General features: G+C 71.4%; 14 protein-coding genes. 7 read left to right on the top strand and 7 right to left on the bottom strand.

The features are described 5' to 3' along the window. The first annotated feature begins 115 nt into the window (after positions 1-115). Together IE195_RS21585 and IE195_RS21580 are read left to right on the top strand one after the other, a co-directional pair. Positions 116-2,656: an ATP-binding protein gene (locus IE195_RS21585; RefSeq protein WP_191274443.1), complete on the top strand. Its 2,541-nt coding sequence runs from the start codon at positions 116-118 to the stop codon at positions 2,654-2,656. After that, entirely contained in the window at positions 2,637-3,314 is a 678-nt protein-coding gene (locus IE195_RS21580) for a response regulator (RefSeq protein ID WP_191274713.1), read from the top strand. The genes IE195_RS21585 and IE195_RS21580 overlap by 20 nt, the downstream gene beginning before the upstream one ends. 455 nt (positions 3,315-3,769) lie before the next feature. Here the strand turns inward: IE195_RS21580 and IE195_RS21575 are convergent, their stop codons facing one another. Together IE195_RS21575 and IE195_RS21570 are read right to left on the bottom strand one after the other, a co-directional pair. Beyond that, the gene (locus IE195_RS21575) at positions 3,770-4,690 is read right to left on the bottom strand and encodes an aminoglycoside phosphotransferase family protein (RefSeq protein ID WP_191274441.1); all 921 of its coding nucleotides are present in this window, start codon (positions 4,688-4,690) and stop codon (positions 3,770-3,772) included. Positions 4,691-5,020: 330 nt separating this feature from the next. Further along, the gene (locus tag IE195_RS21570; RefSeq protein WP_191274439.1) at positions 5,021-5,698 is read right to left on the bottom strand and encodes a sirohydrochlorin chelatase; all 678 of its coding nucleotides are present in this window, start codon (positions 5,696-5,698) and stop codon (positions 5,021-5,023) included. Between the two features lie 790 nt (positions 5,699-6,488). On the opposite strand from IE195_RS21570, the gene IE195_RS21565 reads away from it, so the two are divergent. From IE195_RS21565 to IE195_RS21555, 3 genes are all read left to right on the top strand, one after another. Then, positions 6,489-7,301 (top strand): nucleotidyltransferase domain-containing protein, encoded by an 813-nt coding sequence (locus IE195_RS21565; protein WP_191274437.1) that lies wholly within the window; start codon positions 6,489-6,491, stop codon positions 7,299-7,301. Between the two features lie 152 nt (positions 7,302-7,453). Continuing rightward, complete coding sequence (gene def / locus IE195_RS21560) at positions 7,454-8,011, top strand: peptide deformylase (RefSeq protein ID WP_191274435.1); 558 nt, start codon at positions 7,454-7,456, stop codon at positions 8,009-8,011. A 217-nt stretch (positions 8,012-8,228) separates the two neighbouring features. Further along, entirely contained in the window at positions 8,229-9,191 is a 963-nt protein-coding gene (locus IE195_RS21555) for a coiled-coil domain-containing protein (protein WP_191274433.1), read from the top strand. Here the strand turns inward: IE195_RS21555 and IE195_RS21550 are convergent. From IE195_RS21550 to IE195_RS21540, 3 genes are all read right to left on the bottom strand, one after another. After that, a complete protein-coding gene (locus tag IE195_RS21550) occupies positions 9,178-10,482 on the bottom strand; it encodes an MFS transporter (protein WP_191274431.1) in 1,305 nt (434 codons plus the stop codon). The genes IE195_RS21555 and IE195_RS21550 overlap by 14 nt on opposite strands. Positions 10,483-10,553: 71 nt before the next feature. Then, positions 10,554-11,351, bottom strand: coding sequence for an alpha/beta hydrolase (locus IE195_RS21545; protein WP_191274429.1), 798 nt, complete (start codon positions 11,349-11,351; stop codon positions 10,554-10,556). A 17-nt stretch (positions 11,352-11,368) separates the two neighbouring features. After that, the gene (locus IE195_RS21540) at positions 11,369-12,616 is read right to left on the bottom strand and encodes a CPBP family intramembrane glutamic endopeptidase (RefSeq protein WP_191274427.1); all 1,248 of its coding nucleotides are present in this window, start codon (positions 12,614-12,616) and stop codon (positions 11,369-11,371) included. 181 nt (positions 12,617-12,797) lie between these two features. Between IE195_RS21540 and IE195_RS21535 the strand changes: the two genes are divergently transcribed. After that, positions 12,798-14,969, top strand: a complete 2,172-nt coding sequence (locus tag IE195_RS21535) for an elongation factor G-like protein EF-G2 (protein WP_191274425.1) — start codon at positions 12,798-12,800, stop codon at positions 14,967-14,969. Positions 14,970-15,063: 94 nt separating this feature from the next. Here IE195_RS21535 and IE195_RS21530 read toward each other — a convergent pair whose 3' ends face one another. Then, entirely contained in the window at positions 15,064-15,831 is a 768-nt protein-coding gene (locus IE195_RS21530) for a M48 family metallopeptidase (RefSeq protein WP_191274423.1), read from the bottom strand. Between the two features lie 42 nt (positions 15,832-15,873). Further along, positions 15,874-17,745: an amidohydrolase gene (locus tag IE195_RS21525; RefSeq protein ID WP_191274421.1), complete on the bottom strand. Its 1,872-nt coding sequence runs from the start codon at positions 17,743-17,745 to the stop codon at positions 15,874-15,876. A gap of 453 nt (positions 17,746-18,198) precedes the next feature. Here IE195_RS21525 and IE195_RS21520 point away from each other — a divergent pair, with 453 nt between their 5' ends. Next, positions 18,199-19,359 carry an acyltransferase family protein gene (locus tag IE195_RS21520; protein ID WP_191274418.1) on the top strand — a complete coding sequence of 387 codons (1,161 nt, stop codon included), beginning with the start codon at positions 18,199-18,201 and terminating at the stop codon, positions 19,357-19,359. Positions 19,360-19,534 lie beyond the last annotated feature (175 nt).

Here is a 19,534-nt window from a genome sequence, read left to right as displayed (position 1 = left end):
CCATCCAGTTCTATCGGACACAAGCCGCACGAAGGCAGCGACAGTCCACTTCCGGTCACCCGGAGTCGCCGGGATCACACCGGAACCGAACCGGGAGCACGCCCCCGGACCCACAATGGGAAACGTGAAAGGAAGACTCCGCATCCACCTGGGTTCCGCCCCCGGTGTCGGAACCACCCACCACGCGCTGGCCGAGGCGCGCCGCCGGGCCGAACTCGGGGCCGACGTCGTGGTCGGCGCGGTGCACACCCACCGCCGGCTCCACACCTCGGAGCTCCTCGAAGGCCTGGAGACCCTCCCGCCGCACCCCTCCGGTTCGGTGGACACCGCCGCGGTGATCACCCGCGCACCCCAACTGGTCCTCGTCGACGACCTGGCCCGGCCCAACGGTCCCGGAGCCCCCAACCCCACCCGCTGGCAGGACGTGGAAGAGCTCCTCAACGCGGGGATCGACGTGCTGTCCACGGTGGGCGTCCACCACCTGGACTCCCTCTACGACGTCGTCCACCAGATCACCGGTGTGCGGCCCGAGTACACCGTCCCCGACCGGGTGGTGCGCGAGGCGGAGGAGATCGAACTCGTCGACGTCACCCCCCAGGAGCTGCGTCGCCGGATGGCCCGCGGCGACCTGCACCCCGCGGAGCGGGTGGACGCGGCGCTGGCCGACTTCTACCGCGAGGGCAACCTGGCGGCCCTGCGCGAACTCGCCCTGCTCTGGACCGCCGACCGGGTCGAGGAGGGGCTCGCCCGCTACCGGGGCGAACACGAGATCCGCAACACCTGGGAGGCACGGGAGCGTGTCGTGGTGGCGCTGACCGGGGGGCCCGAAGGCGAGACGCTGATCCGCCGCGCCGCCCGGGTCGCGGCCCGTTCCCGCAGCGGCCGTCCACAGCCGAGCCACCTGCTCGCGGTGCACGTGGTCCCGCCGAACGGAATCGGTGAACGGCCCACCGGTGAGCTGCTGCGGCAACGACGCCTGCTCGCCGAGCTGGGCGCCACCTACCACCAGGTGGTCGGGGCCGACGTGCCCTCGGCCCTGCTGGAGTTCGCACGCGGCGTCCACGCCACCCAGATCGTCCTCGGTTCCTCGCGCCGCCGCGCCTGGCAGTACGTGTTCGGGCCCGGGGTGGGCACGATCGTGGCGCGGGAGTCCGGTGACATCGACGTGCACATCGTCACGCACGAGGAGGTGGGCCGGGGCCGCTGGCCGCTACCCGCACCGGGCCGGGGCCTGAACGGGCACCGCAGGGTCTGGGGATGGGCGCTGGCGCTGATGGCCCCGCTCCTGCTCACCCTCGTGTTGGCGCTGCCGGTCTTCGACGGGGTCGGCCCGGCCTCGGATCCCCTGCTGTTGCTGCTCATCACGGTGGTCACCGCCGCAGTGGGGGGTCTGCGCCCGGCTCTGGCCTCGGCCCTGTGGAGCGCGGTCCTGCTCACGGTGCTGCTGTCGCCGCTGCACGGACGGCCCTCGGTGTCCCTGGACAACTTCCTGGCGATGGCGGTGTTCGTGCTGGTGGGGTCACTGGTGGCGGTGATGGTGGAGATGGCGGCCCGCCGCTCGGCGCAGGCGGCGCGCGGCCGGGCCGAGGCGGACGCGATCACCCTGTTGGCGGCGAGTGTGCTGTCCGGGAACGAACCGCTCCAGGCGCTGCTGCGGCGGATCCGGGAGACCTTCGGGCAGCGGTCGGCGACCCTGCTGGAGCGGTTGGACGACGGCCGCTGGCACGCGGTGCACAGTGTGGGCGCCCCGGCCTGTGAGTCCCCGGAGGAGGCGGACGCCCTGGTGTCGGTCTCCGACACCGTGGCGCTGGGGTTGCGCGGCCGGGTGATGCCCGCCGCCGACCGGGGGGTGCTGGGCGCCTTCGCCACACACGTGGGCATCGCCCTGGAGCACAGGCGTCTGGCCTGGGACGCGGCCGAAGCGCGCGGTCAGGTGGCGGGCAACCGGATTCGCACGGCGCTGCTGGCTGCGGTCTCGCACGACCTGCGCACCCCGCTGACCTCCATCAAGGCGAGTGTGTCCAGCCTGCGGGCCACCGACATCGAACTCTCCGCGCAGGACCGCGCGGAGCTGTTGGAGACCGTCGAGGAGTCGGCGGACCGGCTGAACCGGCTCATCGGGAACCTGTTGGACATGAGCAGGGTGCAGACCGACAGTGTGCGGCCCAAGCTCCGCGCGGTCGCGTTGGACGAGGTCCTCCCGGCGACCCTGCTGGGGGTGCCCGGCGACGCGGTCGTGGTGGACGTCCCGGAGGGCCTGCCGCGAGTGCGGGTGGACGCGGGCCTGCTGGACCGGGCCGTGGCCAACGTGGTCACCAACGCGGTGCGGTACAACCCCGACCCCCGGACACCGGTGCTGGTGGCGGCGAGCGCGCACGGCGAGAGCGTGCAGTTGCGGGTGGTGGACCGCGGACCGGGGGTCTCGGACGAGGCCAAGCAGCGGATGTTCGAGGCCTTCCAACGTCTGGGCGACGCCCCCCAGGGCACGGGGGTGGGTCTGGGGTTGGCCGTGGCGCGTGGTTTCGTTGAGGCGATGCACGGCACCCTCGCCCCCGAGGACACCCCCGGCGGCGGACTGACGATGGTGTTCACCCTGCGGGCGGTGGACAGCGGTGACGAAGAGGAGAGGCGGACCGATGCGGGTCCTGGTCGTTGACGACGACGTGCAGATCATCCGGGCGATGCGGATCAACCTCCGAGCACGCGGTTACGACGTGGACACCGCCGCGGACGGTGCGGGCGCGCTCAGGCTGGCCTCGGAGAACCACCCCCACGTGGTGCTGTTGGACCTGGGCCTGCCGGACATGGAGGGCGTCGAGGTCATCCAGCGACTGCGGGGCTGGTCCCAGGTGCCCATCCTGGTGCTGTCGGCCCGGCACTCCGCGGGTGAGAAGGTGCGGTGCCTCGACCTGGGCGCGGACGACTACGTCACCAAACCGTTCGGGATGGACGAACTGCTGGCGCGCATGCGGGCCGCCGAGCGCCGGGCCGTTCTGGTGGAGGAGGCCCCGGTGGTGCGCACCGGGTCCTTCGACGTGGACCTGGGGGCCAAGCGGGTGCTGCGCGACGGCGAGGAGGTGCGGCTCACCCCCACCGAGTGGCACATCCTGGAGCTCCTGGCCCGCAACGCCGGGCAGTTGGTCAGCCAGCGGCAGCTGCTGCACGACGTGTGGGGGCCCAGCTACCAGAACGAGACCAACTACCTGCGGGTGTACCTGGCCCAACTGCGCCGCAAGCTCGAACCGGACCCGGCCCACCCGCGCTACCTGATCACCGAGGCCGGTCGCGGCTACCGCTTCGAACGCGAGGGCTGAGCGATCCCGATGGACGACGACGCACCGAACGGCGGGGTGGAGAACGGCGGCGTCCACGTGGGCAACGCGGGTGAGGACTCGGCTCTGGACCGGGGGTGGCTGCTCGGCCACTTCAAGGATCCCGCCGACCCCCGCCACAGCGAGGACGTCGAGATCAAGTGGGGCGTGCACCCGGCGGGCGACGAGCGGACCGCCTGGGTGGTGGCGGAGGAGCGCACCGCACTGCTGGTGCTGATCAGCGGACGGTTCCGGGTGGGGCTCCCGGGCCGGAGCGTGATACTGGAACAGCAGGGCGACTACGTGGTGTGGGGACGGGGGGGTCGGCCACTCCTGGCGCGCCGAGGAGGAGTCGGTGGTGCTGACCGTCCGCTGGCCCTCGGTCCCGGGCTACCGGGTGCCGGGGTGACCTCGGAGCGTTCCCGAGGACGCCCCGGCACATCCTGCGGACCGGACCGTCAGGTCGGCGCCCCGCACAGGTCCATCATCAGGTCGAACTCCACGGAGTCGGTCTGTCCCCGGTTGACCTTGGCAACCGCGAAGCAGGGGGCGAAGGCCCGCACCCACTCCATCATCCGGTCGCCGTCCACCGCCATCACGTCGGAGAGCACACCCACGCGGCGCTCCACCTCGGCGATGCTCTCGGCCTTCCACACGGCCCAGTCGACCGCGTCCGCGGCGCTGTCACCCAGGCAGGCGCGCGGGTCGAGGACGACGAGTCCGCGTGCGCCGCCGTCGATGACGTTGCCCGGGTGCAGGTCCCCGTGCAGCGGGACGACATCGACCGTCCCGTGGGCCAGGTCCCTGGCGGAGGCGGCGCCCCGGTGCATCAGCGCGGCCGGAACGATGTCGGCGGCCGGCCCCTCGTCGCGTTCCCTTCCGCACACCTCGAACACGTACTGCACGCGCGCGGAGAGCGGACGCAGCTCCATCCGCTCGGCGGGGCTGACCCGGACCGCGTGCAGTTGGGCGATGAGACCTCCGATGGTCTCCATCGGGGGGACCGCACCCGTGCGCGCGACCGTCTCGCCCTCGATCCGCTCCATCAGGATCGCTCCGCGCTCGGCGTCCACGCCCCACACGTCGGGGACGCGCGCGGAGGACTTCCACATCCGCAGGAGCCCTGCTTCCGAGGTGGCGAGTCCGCTGTCCGGGGAGATCTTCAGGACTCCCTCACTGCCGTCGGCGCAACGGACGTAGATGACGACGGAAGTACGACCGTGCGGGGCGGGGCCCTCGACGGTCAGCCCCCACTCGGCGGCGAGCTTCTCGACGATCGCGGGCAGTTCGGTGAGCCATGCGGCGACATGGGCTCCGAAGCGCCGTTCGAGACGGCGGCGCTGTCGGCCATCGACGAACTGCGCTGTGACGTCGTTCATACATCCACCTTAGGTTCGCTCGCGTCGACGACCGCCGGAGCCCGGCCCCGTCTCGCGTCCACGGACGGGGAGGTCCGCGGAGGACGAGCGCCTTCGGGGCCCGAACCGGCCTCGGGAGGAGCTCCGCACCGGGCTGACACGCACGAACTTCGTGAAGGGGCCGCGCCCGCACCGTCTCCGCACCACTCGGGTGTCGACACGTCGGCGGGTACCGCGCTGCGGGTGTGGGGAGTTCCCACCCATGGGGCTCCTACCCACCCGCGTGGCCCGGGTAACGATGTCGTGGCTGTTCTCAGCGGCGTTATCACCTCGGGTACCGGTGCGCGTACGTCAGGTGAGCCTCCTCTTGGCCGCCCGGTGCTGGGCCAGGAGCGTGTCCACGACCAGCTCGGAGGGCCACAGCGGGGCCGTGATGGCGGTGGCTTCGAGCCCGCGCAACAAGTCGAAGTCGGGGCCGTCGACCAGCCTCCAGGCGGCCACCGCGACCCGGTCGCGACCGTCGCGGCGCAGTCGGTCGACCGCGTCGAACACGGAGGGCGCCCAGGTGCGCAGGTATCCGACCTGGACCGGCGAGGAGAGCCTGCGGCTGAGCATCCGGGCCACGTCCATGACCACCTGGCGCTCCTCCGCGCCGGTGGTCCCGTCGGCCGCGAGGACCACGCCGTCCTCGGTCCTCCATCCGGAGTCGGCGAGGCGACCCGCGAGGTCGGCGACGATGGAGGGGACCGCGCCCAGGGGCGAGGTGTGGCAGGAGTTCTCCAGTTGACCGAGGTCGAGCCGGGAGAGCAGGTGGGCGCTGGCGACGTCCCCTCCCGCGACGAAGGCGGGCACCACCACCTTGGGGCCGCGGACGGAGCGGATCGTGGCGCTGACCTCGGCGGGACTGCCGAAGGCTGCCGTCACGGGCGCCTCACCGCGTTCGGCCACCGCTTCCGCCAGCCCGCACAGGGCCTCGCGTCGGTGGGCGTCACGCGAATCATCGGCTACGAGGACCATCGTGGGGACCATGCACGGCTCCTTGGGTCGCTGTGAGTTCTACCGTCACCCGCCGAGCGTAAAGGGGCACAGTTTCAGGGGAGTGCCCTTGTGTTACGCGGATGAAAACAGCAGACAATGGCTTACTTGGTTATCACCTGGGGAAGCCTTGGTGAATCATAACAATCCATCAAGAACGGCCCCGTGTCCACTTCCCCCGGAGGTGTCGTGCGTCTCCGGACACCGCACGGAGAACGCGACCACCCCCCAGACACCACAGACAAAGAGCACTGACCTCGCATAACATACGAAGTCGGCACACGATCCCAGAAACTACCGACGAGTAGAACGTGCTGGACGCCACTTTTCCGATATCGAGCCCCGGAATCTCCCTAGAGAAATCCAACCCGGAAAACCGCGAATGCAAATGCACGAGCCAGGTGCACGTGCGAAGGAATGAGCATGGGCGCACCGCAGGAAAGGCGCATTGGGGACCGCGACCGCCGCACGGTCCGCCCGCGCCCGTGGACCGCGCGTCCCCTGCCACAGGGGCACTCTCGCTGTCAAGGGTGTGCACTCCCCCTCCCTGTCATAACCGCACACCACTTGACGTGGGGGGACAGGATGAGAGTCCGGCGTGATCACTTGCCATCATCCGACGCCCCGACCACACTTGGGAAACAACGGAGGGCCGCAGGGCCCCACCAGCACCTCGGCGCCAGTTCCGCCACGGGAGCGGGAGGGCCCCGCACAGCGCACCGGCGCGACCTCCGTTCGAACCGACCCGCAAGCCACCACCGAACCGCCCCAGACTGGAGTGAGCATGGCCGTCCACCCTCGGGTGCAGACGCTGACCCAGGCTTTCCTCGCCAACGCTGACCAGGAGGCCCCCGGACTGGTCCAGGGCCTCTACCTGACCGGTTCGATCGCTCTCGGCGACTTCCGTCCGCACACCAGCGACGTCGACTTCGTCGTCGTGACCGGCCGCCGCGTCGAGCGGGGCGACCTCGACACCCTGCGCCGGATCCACGCCCGGACCCGGCAGGAGGTCCCCCGCCCCCAGTTCAACGGCATCCACGTCACCTCGGAGGAGCTCAACCGGGACCCCGCCGACTGCGCCCCCGTCCCCTCCGTCGTCAACGGCAGGTTCCGCCACCGGGCCTCCGCCGACGTGAACCCGGCCAACTGGCACGTCCTGGCCGACCGCGGAGTCACCGTACGCGGACCGCACCCCGTGGAACTGGACGTGTGGGACGAGCCGGAGGGCCTGCGCACCTGGTCCCTGGGGTCGCTCGACGAACAGTGGCGGCGCTGGCGGGAGAAGGCCGGACGCCTGGTCACCCCGCGCGGCCTCGCCGTCCTCGGCTCCCTCGCCCCCTCGTGGAGCGTGCTGAGCGTCAGTCGCCTGCACTTCACGCTCAGAACCGGCGAGATCACCTCCAAGTCCGGTGCGGGCCTGTACGCCCTGCACGCCTTCCCCGAGCGCTGGCAGCGCATCGTCAACGAGTGCCTGCGCGTCCGCCGCGGGGTTCAGGCACCCTCCTTGTACGAGAGCGCCCTCGCCCGCCGCCGCGCCGCCCTGGACTACATCGAGATGCTCCTGGACGAGTCCCTGCGCCCCGGCCTGGCCACCTGAACCGCTCCGCCCCCGCGCTCCTCTACGCGGCCCGCTCCGCTGCGCTCCCCCGCCACAAGCCCGCCCACGCAACGGCTCCCGACCCTACGGCGGTGCGCCCGGCCTCTCCCGCTCCGTGCCCGGCGACTGCGGCCTGCAACTAACCTGGTCGCATGACCATGCGCCCCATCGTCCGCTTCGGCGATCCCGTCCTCGTGACCAGGACCGCACCCGTGACCACCTTCGACCAGCGCACGGAGAAGCTGGTCCGCGACCTCCTCGACACGGTGGACGCCCCCGGGCGCGCCGGTGTCGCCGCCACCCAGATCGGAGTGGGTTCGCGGGTGTTCAGCTACGCCGTCGAGGACCGGATCGGCTACGTGATCAACCCGGAGATCGTCGAGCTGTCGGCCGAACTCCAGGACTGCGACGAGGGCTGCCTGTCGATCCCCCGGCTCTGGTACCGGACCGAGCGCGCCGAGCGCGCCGTGGTCAGGGGCGTGGACCTGCGCAACGAACCGGTCACCGTCGAGGGGACCGGGCTGATGGCGCAGTGCCTCCAGCACGAGACCGACCACCTGGACGGCATGCTCTACATCGACCGGTTGGACGCCGAGAACCGCAAACGGGCCCTGCGTGACATCCGCCGCTCGGACTGGTTCCTGCCCGCGGACAAGCCCGCCCCGACCACCTCCGTGCGCCTGCCCAGTGCCTTCGGCGGCAACGGCTGATCCGAACGGCGTTCACGGGCCCGGGCGTCCGGCTTGGTCACTCGGCCCGGGTATCTTCTGGACAGACCCCCGCCATTCCCCCACAGCAACGCGAGTCGACTCACTGTGCACGTAACGCCAAGATCTCGTATGGTCTGCTGAGCAACTCCCCTCCCGTGACGGCCCAGCCCGTCCCCCCGGCGTAGCGGATGCTCTCAGACCGTCCACGGAGCAGACAATGACATCCACTCCTCGTAACGCCCCTCGCCACGGCCGGATAACGGCGTCCCTCGCCGCTCTCACGGCCCTGGCCCTCATCGGTCTGCCCGGTGCGGCCCATGCGGACCCGGACGACGACGTGGACATCGACGAACTGAACAAGCGTGCCGAGGAGCTGGAGGACACCTACGACGGCGAGCTGCTCCAGTACACCGAGATCAAGGACCGGGTGGAGGCCGCCAAGGCCGAGCTGGAGGACCTCGACGAACGCCTGGAGAACTCCCGCGGCGGGGTGTCGGCCATCGCGGCGGCCCGCTACAAGGGCGACGGCTTCGACCCGACCCTGCAGATCGTCTTCTCCAGCGAGCCCGAGGACATGTTCAACGACGCCGCGACCATGGAGTACCTCGGGGACAGCCAGGCCGAGCAGATCTCCGAACTCATCGATCTGCGCGACGAGCAGGCCGAGGTCACCGAGGAGCTCCAGGAGGAGCTGGGCGAGGCCTCCGACCTCGTCGAGGAGCTGGAGGAGCAGCGCGAGGAGGTCGAGGAGCGCATCAAGGAGTACGAGGCCGAGCAGATCCCCGAGACTCCCGGCAACGGCACGGTCCCCGACAGCTCACGCGGCAGCGGCTGGGAGCAGACCACGCCCCGCATGGCGGCCATCCGCGACGAGATCATCATGAAGTTCGGCGCGCCCTACCCGGTGAGCTGCTGGCGGCCGAGCGCACAGGACCACGGCACCGGCCGGGCCTGCGACTTCATGATGAGCGCCAACGGTGCCGCTCCCTCAGCGGCGAACAAGTCCCTCGGCCAGCAGATCTCCGACTACGGCACGGCCAACGCCGACCGGCTGGGCATCAAGTACATCATCTGGGAGCAGCAGATCTGGCAGTCGACGTCGCGCCAGTGGACGTGGATGAACGACCGCGGCGACCTGACCCAGAACCACTACGACCACGTGCACATCAGCTCGTACTGAGTCCGGTCCTCCCCTGCGCTCGGCGGCGCCGCAGGGCGAGCGGGAGGACGGCGGTCAGGGTGACGGCCACCGCCGCGAAGGCCGGGCCGTAACCCATGAGCTGGATGACCAGGCCGAGGCCGATCGCCCCGGCCCCGGTGCCCGCGTCGTAGCCGATGTTCCACACCGCGCTGGCCCGGCCGTACCCGGCCGGTCCGGCGCGGCCCAACATCACGGTGACGGTCTCGTTCTGCACGGCGCCGAAACCGAGCCCGAACAGCGCCGTCCCCGCCAGCACCAGCAGGGCGACGCCCGCGCCCGGCGCACCGTCTCCGTTGGCCCACAGTCCGGCGGTGAGCAGGCCCGCGCCCACGACCGCGGCGGCCATCCCGGGCAGGAGCAGGAGGGTGCGCCGGTACCGGTCGTACACGACCCCCGCGGTCCAGCGGCCGGTGACGAGTGTGAGCGCGTAAGCGGCCAGGAGGGCGCTGACCAGCCAGGCAGCCTGTTCGAGCGGAATCGCGAGAAAGGTGACGACCGCGCTGGCGGCCGAGGAGACCACCAGCATGATGACCAGTGGAGCGGCCAGGGCGGCCAGGAGCCGAAGTCCGCGAGGGGACTCCGGCCTCCCGTCCCCGCCCTGCTGGCCGGCGCCCGCGTCCGCGCCGCGCAGCGCCGCCCGGTTACGACCCCCGTCGGCGAACCAGATCCCGGAGGCCAGCACCGCCGCGAGCACACCGCAGATCCCGGTGAGCCAGAAGGCGGTACCGAAGCCGATGTTGAGCGCCAGCGCCACACCGCCGGGCAGGATGACGATCTGCGGCAGTCCGACGGCGAGGCCGTAGTAGCCGGTGGCCCGGCCGACCTGTTCCTTGGCGACCAGGCGGGCGGCGAGCGCCGTCCCGGCCACGGTGACCATCCCGAATCCCACTCCGCGTACCGCCGAGACCGCCACCAGCGGGCCGAGTTCGGTGGTGAGGGCGAACAGCGGCATGGGCAGGCCCATGACGAGGGAACCGACGGGGAACGTCCACCGGTAGCCGCCCGCGTGGTCCAGCAGCCAGGGCATGCCCAGCTGGGTGAGGACGGTGGTGAGCATGAACGCGGCGGTGGTGCCGCCCGCCCCGAACTCGCCCGCGCCGCCCCGGCTCGCCCACAGGGGCACGAGGGGCAGGACGGCGGCGAACCCGCACAGGCCGACCGCTGTGGCCATGATGAGCAGGGCGAAGCCCCGACCCCGCAGGCCGGGGAGGTCTGCCTCGGTGAACTCCGGGGCCCCGGTTCCGGTGGAGGAGGAGCGAGATCGGATCATCCGTCCTTTCTAGCCGAGTCACGGTGGGCTGTCGATGCGCCCCCGGACCCTCCGGCCCCGGTCCGGGCCGGCTACCGGGGCTGCTCCCGCGGGGGCAGCCGCTCACCGATCCACCGGCGCAGCCGGACCGTCAGCTCGGGGGTGACCGCCCGCTCCGCGTGGCCCATCCCGGGGATGATCCACAGCTCCTTGGGTTCGCGCGCGGCGTCGTGGATGGCGGTGGCGTGCGCCACCGGGAAGTAGCCGTCGGCGTCACCGTGCACGACCAGAAGCGGCGTGGGTGAGATCTCCCCCGCGACCTCACGGGGCTCGGCCGGGGTGGGGTTCCAGCGCTGGTCGGTGACGCGGACCTTGCGGAAGCGCTTCAGGAAGGCGCGGCCGAGCGTCCTACCGATTCCCAGGTGGAGCAGGCGCATCGCCCGGGTGCCCCGGTAGTACCAGCGGCTGGGCCCGCTCACGGACACCACCGCACAGGTTCCGCCGTAGATGGCGGCGTGCCGGACGGCGACCGCGGCACCCATCGAGAAACCCACCACGGCGATGTGCGTGTAGCCGAGTTCACGCAGACGGTTCACCACCGCTTCCAGGTCGTGGATCTCGGCGTTGCCGACGGTGCTGCGGCCACCGGAGCCGTGGTGGCCCCGGAAGTCGAAGGTCATCACGTCGCCGACGGGCAGCAGTTCCTCGGCGATGGCGCGTGTGTGCGGGCTCCGGTAGGTCCCGGTGAAACCGTTGGCGACAACCACCGCGGTGGTGCGGGCCCCGGCGCGGCGCAGCAGCACGGCGTCGATCCCCACCCCGTCCGAGGTGGTCAGCCAGAAACGGTTCTCCTCGGGCTGTGCGATGGAGTGGTCGATGGCGTCGGACACCACTCCATCGTGCACGATCAGTTCCGGTAGGGGACGCCCGGCCCCGGTGTGTCGCCTTCGGACCGGTGGTGCCGGGGATCGCCGGAACCGTACGCGGGCGGCGCCGGCGGGTACTGGCCCGAGGGCCCTGCGGGCGGCGCCGGCGGGTAGGGCCGCGGGGCCTGCTGTTGAGGAGCGGGCGTCCCGAAGGCCGGCGTCCCGAACGCGGGTGTGCCGGTGGACGGGGCCTGCTGGTACGGCGCGGATACCCCCGGCGGTTCCTCCCCGGGCCCGACCGCCTCGAACTCTCCGGTCCGGCCGTACCCCTGCTCATCGGACCCGTACCCGTCGTACCCGTACCCGTCGTCGTGGCGGTCGTCCTCGTAGGAGCCGTCGTCGTCATGGTCGTCGTGGTGGGCGGCGCCCTCCGGAGCCCGGTGTTCCGAGACGGGCGGGAAGGCCACCGAGCGCAGGTTCAGGGCCACGTGGACGAGGACCGGGACGACCAGGCTCCCCGTACCCAGGTAGAGGACGGTGAACAGGGTTCCGGAGAAGCCCGCGCTGAGCAGGCCCCACCAGCCCTGGTAGGCGTGGGCGGCGGAGAAGAGCAGGATCGACAGCACGGCTGCGGACCAGAGCGGGGCGCCCATGCTGGCGACGAGGGTGATGAACAGGCCCCGGTAGAGGAGTTCGCCGAACACGCCCCCGGTGACCGCCATACCCGCGGCCAGGCCCTGCTCCCTGCGGGTGCGCGGCAGCAGGAGGTACTGCTGGTGGCCGGGCTCGGGCAGGCTCGTCGGCCTGCCCGAGCCCCGGCGCCCCCGGTGACCGCTCGCGCGGCGTCCGCGGCGGCCCGACCGGCCCTGCCCGGCCTCGGTCCCCTTGGCCGCACCGCGTCCGGGCAGCCTGTCCAGGAAGGGGATGCGGTCCCTGGCGGGCAGGCCGTTGACCAGCACCCAGAACACGGCCAGTGCGAGGAGCCCGCCGGCTGCGGCGCCCACGACCGGAGCGAACGCGTCCGGGGTGCGCAGTCCCAGGTCGACCAGGTTCAGCTCGGGCGACAGCAGCAGGACCACGAGGACCAGCAGGCCCCACAGGACGTGGACAGCCATCGTGACGGCGTACAGCAGCCCGAGGGCGCGCTCGTCGCCGTCCCGGCGGTGGGACAGCCACGTGAACGCGCGGCGTCCGAGCAGGGGCTCGCCGAACGCCGCGAAGAACAGCAGCAGGACCGTCAGAAGGGTCCCGGCGAGACTGAATTGAGGAAGACTCTCCGACCATGGCACGGGCAACAGCCTAGAAGAACAAGTCGGTTCATAGGCACTCAGATGGTGCCCTCCGACGATGTCCGACCGATGACCTCTTGTGGTCGGGCCCGGGACAGGCGACCGTAGACAGTGTCACAGGTCACACTTTCGGTGGTCCTGGTCGACCACCGCTCGGACCCCGAAGGGCTGGGTAGCAGGGATGGTAGACCGAGCCGTAACCGTGCCCGGGGCCGACAGGCCCCAGAACATCCGCAACGTCGCGCTGGTCGGACCGACCGGTGCCGGAAAGACGACCCTGGTCGAGGCGCTGCTCCACGCCGCCGGGGAGATCAAACGCCCCGGCAGCGTGGAGGAGGGCACCACCGTCAGCGACCACGACGAGGTCGAGATCCGCCAGAGGCGATCCGTGCACCTGACCGTCAACCCGGTCATGGTCGGCGACGTCAAGGTCAACCTGCTGGACACCCCCGGTTACGCCGACTTCGTCGGGGCGATGCGCGCGGGGCTGCGCGGCGCCGACGCCGCCCTGTTCGTGGTCTCCGCCCTGGACGGGGTGGACGGACGCACCCGGATGCTGTGGGAGGAGTGCGCCGCCGTGGGGATGCCCCGCGCCGTGGCCGTCACCAAGGTCGACCACCCCCGGGCCGATTTCGACGAGGTGGTCGGACAGTGCCAGGAGGCCTTCGGACCCGGGGTGCACGCCGCCTACGTGCCCGCTGTGGAGGGGTCGGGCGACCAACGCGAACTGGTGGGGCTCTGGGGCCTGGTCTCGGAGCGCTACTACGACTACTCCGACGGGGGCGGGCCGGGAACCGCCCCTTCTTCGTGCCCGGCACCCGAGTGGCTGCGCGGACAGGCCGGGCCGCTGCGGGAGACCCTCATCGAGGAGGTCATCACCGAGAGCGAGGACGAGGCCCTCATGGACCGCTACATGGCGGGCGGCGAGCTCGACCCCGACCTGCTCATCGAGGACCTCAAGAAGGCGGTGGCCGCGGGCGGCTTCCACCCGGTGCTGGCGACCAGCCCGACCCGGGGCGTGGGCGTGCGTGAGCTGCTCCGCGAACTCCCGCTCTCCTGCCCGGACCCGACCCGGCGTCCGTTCCCTCCGGTGGCCCGGCCCGACGGGCGGCCCGTCGGGGGCCTGTCCTGCGATCCGGACGGGCCGCTGGTCGCCGAGGTCCTCAGCACCACCAGCGACCCCTACGTGGGCCGGATCAGCCTGGTGCGGGTCTTCTCCGGGACGCTGGCCCCCGACGCCGGCGTCCACCTGCACGGCCACGGGGTTCGCACGGGGCTGGGCAATGCCGAGGAACTCGACCGGACCGGCGAGGACGAGCGGTTGGGTTCGCTGTCGGTGCCGCTCGGCCGCCGGACCAGCCCGGTCGGTGAGGTGATCGCCGGAGATCTGTGCCTGGTGTCGAAGCTGCCCGCCGCACGGACCGGCGACACCCTGTCCGCGCCCGAACTCCCGCTCCGGGTGTCGCCCTGGCGGTTTCCCGACCCGATGCTGCCGGTGGCCGTCTCCGCGGCCTCCGCCTCCGACGAGGACAAGCTCTCCCACGCGGTCTCCCGAGTCGTCGCGGAGGACCCGTCACTGCGGGTCCGGGTCAACCCGGAGACCCACCAGATGGTCCTGTGGAGCCTGGGAGAGGCTCACCTGGACGCGGCGCTGGACCGCCTGGAGCACCGCTACGGGGTGCGGGTGCGGACCGAGGAGGTCAGGATCCCGCTGCGGGAGACCTTCACCGTCCCCGGCCAGGGGACGGGCCGCAACGTCAAGCAGAGCGGCGGACACGGCGAGTTCGGGGTGTGCCGGATCAGGGTGGAGCCGTTGGAGTCCGGGGCCGGCCTGGAGTTCGTCGACCGGGTCGTCGGCGGTGTGGTCCCCCGCCAGTACGTCCCCTCGGTGGAGAAGGGGATCCGTGCCCAGATGGCCGACGGAGTGGATGACGGGTACCCGCTGGTGGACCTGCGCGTCACCCTGTACGACGGCAGGGCGCACTCGGTGGACTCCTCCGACATGGCCTTCCAGAAGGCCGGTCGGCTCGCGCTGCGCGACGCCGCCTCAGCCTCGGAGCTGGCCGTCCTGGAGCCGGTGGACACCGTGGCCGTGGAGGTTGACGACGCCTTCCTGGGCGCGGTCCTGAGCGACCTCTCGGCCCGGCGCGGCCGGGTGGTGGGCACCGAGACGGTGGCGGGCGGCCGGATCGTGATCCGCGCGGAGGTGCCCGAACTGGAGATCGTGCGCTACGCCGTCGAACTGCGGTCCGTTTCGCACGGGACCGGGGTGTTCACCCGCGACTACCTGCGCCACGAGCGGCTGCCTGAACACGTGGGGCACCGGAGGGCCAGGGCCCGCGGCACGGCCTAGCTGTGCCTGGCTGTACTGACCATGGAGGTTGGTGAGACCCGCCCCGACCGCGGATATAGCGGTTCCGGAAGCAGCGGACAGCGCTCCCCGCCCCTCACAGGACCCGCCCCGGTCGGGTGCGGTCGGCCAGGGCCGCGAACCGGAAGGTGTTGACGGGGTGGCTGGACAGGAGGTTGACCAGCAGCACGAAGAAACCGGTGTCGGTGTGGGCGCGCGCGGCGATGTCGTCGAAGTCCACGGCCGGGTAGAGGTACTTGCCCGCGGCCAGTACGCGCATCCCCTGCACGCCCTCGGGGCAGAAGTCGTAGGCGTGGTTGTCGGCGGTGTACTCCTGGGCGCGTCCCAGTGTGCTGCCCACCCCCGGGATCACCTGGGCGATGGATATGCCGAACTGCCGCCAGAACGAGGTGTGTCCCGCGGCGATGTGGCCGACCTCGTGGCCGATGACGAACCGTAGGGCGTCGGGGTCGCCCAGTCGGCCGCCCACCTCGAACAGGTCGCTGTGGATGGCCACGTACCGGCGGAAACCGTGCCCGGAGGCGAAGGCGTTGATGACGCCGTTGCCCAGGACGATGTAGGCCTCCGGGGCCCGCCTCATCCCGAAGTGCGCGGCGGCTTCGGCGACCATCCGGTGCGCCTCCGGGAACTGGGCTTCGGTGATGCGCACCCCGTTGACCCGTTGGCGGGCGTAGAGCTGGCCGCGCACGAAGTAGACCAGCGCGGGGATGCTGAGGAGCAGCAGCGGCTCGTTGGGGTCGCCGGACAGGGCCCGGCTGACGGCGCCCACGACCGCCAGCACCGTGACGGCGACACAACCGACCAGAAGGGTGTTCTCCCGGCGGTGCCGCAGGGTGCGGCGCACGTGGGGGTCACCCCATTGGCACGGGACGACCCCCACGTTCGGTCAGAGCCGGTACTGGGAGTCGGGCAGGTCGTCGTCGGGGCCGGGGGGCGGCGGGGCGTTGTGCGCGCTGCCCGTGGGCGGAGGCCCACCGTAGGAGGGTCCCGCGGGCGGCCCGGGCGTCTCGTCCTCGTCCAGGATCGAGGCCATGTCCGCGGACAGGGTCGACTCCTCGGCCTTCTCACTGCGCCACTCGTCGCGAATTTCCTGGTCCTGTGCCCCCATCACCGAGTCCATGTCGGTGTCGTGGGTGGACTTGGCGGGGTCCTCCGGCCAGGAGGAAGCCAGGAACGCGCTGTCGTAGGCGTCGTTGGCCCTGTCCGAGAATCCCGGCTCCGAGGGGCGCGGACCGGTCAGGGGGTCCGAGAGCGGGTCGAACGGTGCGGGAGCCTCCGTCTGCGGCGGTGTGTCCAGCGGGCGGTCGGAACCGTCGAAACCGTCGAAGCTCGCACCCGGGTCGGTGTGACCGCGCGGGTCCGCGGTCCCGGCGGGTGCCGGGCCGGGGAAGGCGGAGCCCGTCGGGGCGGCGGAGGCCTGGTCCAGGGCGGAGGGCTGTGGGTTGTCGCTGCCCAGGTAGGAGAGGGCGGCGACGGTCAGCGCGGCGAGCCCCGCCCGCAGTGTGGGCTCGCGGTCGGGTGAGAAGAACGGCGAGTGGTTGCTCGGGACGTTGCCCATCTTCTCGTAGGGCGTGTCGCCGGGCGCCGACTCCCAGACGTCGTGCGGGGTGGCGCCGACGAACCAGAACACGTAGGGGATGGGCTGCGGGTCGTCGGGCAGACCGTAGCGGCAGAAGTCTTCGGTCGACGGGGACGGGTCCGGCAGGTGGATGACGTACTCGTCGCCGAAGTACGCGTGGTGGGCCGCGGCCACGTCGGCGGTGCTGGCGGGGTCGTTGTGGGTGACCCCGCTGCCCTGGAAGCGCTCGACCTGCGGTTCGCGGCCGGCGCCGGAGGCCGCGGCCTCGGCACGCACGACGCGTTCGATGGCCTGTTCCAGTTGGGCCGCGACGTTGTCGTTGAGGGCCCTGGTGTTGATCTCCAGGTACGCCTCGTCCGGGATGATGTTGGCCTTGGTGCCCGCCTGGATCCTGCCGACCGTGAGCACGGCCATCTCGCTCGGGCTGATCTCGCGCGAGACGACGCCCTGCAGCCGGGTGACGATGTTCGCGGCGATGAGCACCGGGTCGACGGTGGTGTGCGGCTGGGAGGCGTGGCCGCCCTCGCCGAAGATCCGCACCCGGTAGGAGCTGGAGGAGCCGAGGATGATCCCGGCCCGGTGGGAGATGAGTCCGGCGGGCTGCGGGCCCAGGTGCTGACCGAGGACGACGTCGGGACGGCCGAAGCGGTCGAACAGGCCGTCGTCGATCATCCGCTGGGCGCCGTCGAGGGTTTCCTCGCCCGGCTGGGCCACCACCATGACGGTTCCCGCCCACTCCTCGCGTGTCTCCGAGAGCAGGTCGGCGACCCCGACCAGGCACGCGGTGTGCGCGTCGTGGCCGCAGGCGTGCATGACGGGGACTTCGGCGCCGTCGGCGTCCAGGGCGCGCGCCGTGCTGGCGTAGGGCAGCCCGGTCTTCTCCTCCAGGGGGAGGGCGTCCATGTCCGCGCGGAGCATCACCGTGGGACCGGGGCCGTTGCGGAGGATACCGACCACGCCGGTGCCTCCGACGCCCTTGTGGACCTCGTAGCCGGTTCGGTTCAACCATTCCGCGACAACGCTGGCGGTGCGCTGTTCGGAGTGGGAGAGCTCCGGGTTCTTGTGCAGGTCGACGTAGACCCCCTCGACGAGCGGGAAGAGCTCGTCGAGGAGTCGCATGACCACGCTCCCGTGCTGGGCTGCACGGTTGGGATCCACCGCGTGCGGCACGGTTTCCACCGCCTTCTTCGTTCTCGACTGGCGGGCACTGAAAGGGCTGAAAGGGGGCAGCCGCCTGGGGCAGCCTATCGGCGCGACCGCAGACGGTTCACACCGCCGTGTTCGTGCGGGGGTGCCCCGCAGTGGGACCCGTGGGTTATGGTCTGAACACGGTAAGCCATCATCTGTCCCCTTCGGTGACCCGCGATCCCGCGCACGAACCGCTTCCCGGATCCGAGCGCACCTCGTGGACTTTCACCTGATTTGCGCGAACCACTGGCATACCACAGCATGTCTCAGTAATGTAACGGAACCGTGTTTGCCGAAGTGAGACGCTCGGCGCCCCCTCGCGCGCCACGCGGCACCGGATCCTCGGCCTGTCGGCCCCGCCCCGGTCAAACGGCCCCGCCCCCGCACGTGGGGGCCGCCGGACCGACGTCCAAGCCCCAGAAATCCGCGACCTCGGAGACCCCAGTGGCCTCATCCGCAACCAGTCAGGCGCCCCGTCCTCGGGATGACGGGCCCGGCGCGACCGCCCGGACCTCCGAAGGCCGGACCGAGGCGACAGCACAGCCGCCGGGTCGCGACGCCCGTCTGGACAACGCCAAGTTCATCCTCATCGCGCTGGTCGTCGTCGGTCACGCGATCCAACCGCTCACCGGCTACGGGCCCGCCGGTGCCCTCTACTACTGGATCTACTTCTTCCACATGCCCGCGTTCATCCTGATCAGCGGCTACCTGTCCCGGTCCTTCGACGCTTCGTCGAACCGGGTGGAGAAGCTGGTCCTGTCGCTGGGCGTGCCCTATCTCCTCTTCTGGACCGCGCACCAGAGCATCTACACGGTCCAGCGCGGCGGCCTGCCGGACACCCTGTCGGTACTCCAACCGACCTGGACCCTTTGGTTCCTGGTCGCCCTGTTCCTCTGGCGCCTGAGCGTGCCGGTGTGGCAGCGGCTCCGCTGGCCGGTGGCGATCGCGGTGGCCGTCTCCGTGTTCGGGGCCACCTCCTCCCTGGGGGAAATCCTCTCGATGGGACGCGTCGTCAGCTTCCTCCCCTTCTTCGTGCTGGGGCTGAGCCTGCGCCGCGAACACTTCGCCTGCCTGGACCGGTTGTGGGTCCGCCTCTGCTCGGTGCTGGTAATGGGCGTGACCGCGCTCCTGGCGGTACCGATCTCGGACCGCCTGAGCCGGGACTGGCTGTTCTGGCGGGCCAGCCTCACCGACCGTGACATCGACCCGCTGCTGCCGAGCATCGGCATCCGGCTGGCCTTCATGGGCCTGGCCCTGGTCATGACCATCGCGATGCTGGCGCTCACGCCGAAGCGGCGGACCTGGTACACGTCGCTGGGCTCCTACACCCTGTTCATATACCTGGGCCACTCGGTGTTCCTCCTCCTGTTGAAGAACACCCCCTGGTACGACGTGGTGTCCGGCCCGGTGGGCCTGTCCGTCACCGTGTCGTTGGCCCTGGCGCTGATCCTGCTGCTCTGTACCCCGTGGGTGCGCGCGGGCATGCGGTGGGCGGTCGAGCCGCAGGCGACCTGGTTCCTGCGCCAGGACGGGAAGGGTCTCGCCGGGAAGGGAACCGGCGCCAGCAGGCGGGCGGCGGCTGAGCGGGAGAAGAGTTCCGTCTAGGGGCCGAGGCCGGTCGGGCCCCGGGAGCACCACACGGGCACAGAGAACCTGGTGGCGCGGGGCCCGGAAACGCGAAGGGGGCGGTCCGCGCGACGCGGACCGCCCCCTGTCGGGACCGTGGACCGGGCCGGCGTGTCAGGGTCCGTCGCCCCCGGCGGGGCGCCGGGCCCCGGCG

It is taken from the genome of Nocardiopsis terrae, assembly GCF_014651695.1.
Classification (GTDB): domain Bacteria; phylum Actinomycetota; class Actinomycetes; order Streptosporangiales; family Streptosporangiaceae; genus Nocardiopsis; species Nocardiopsis terrae.
The sequence above is the reverse complement of the archived record's forward strand: the minus strand, read 5'-3'. Positions and strand labels throughout refer to the sequence as shown.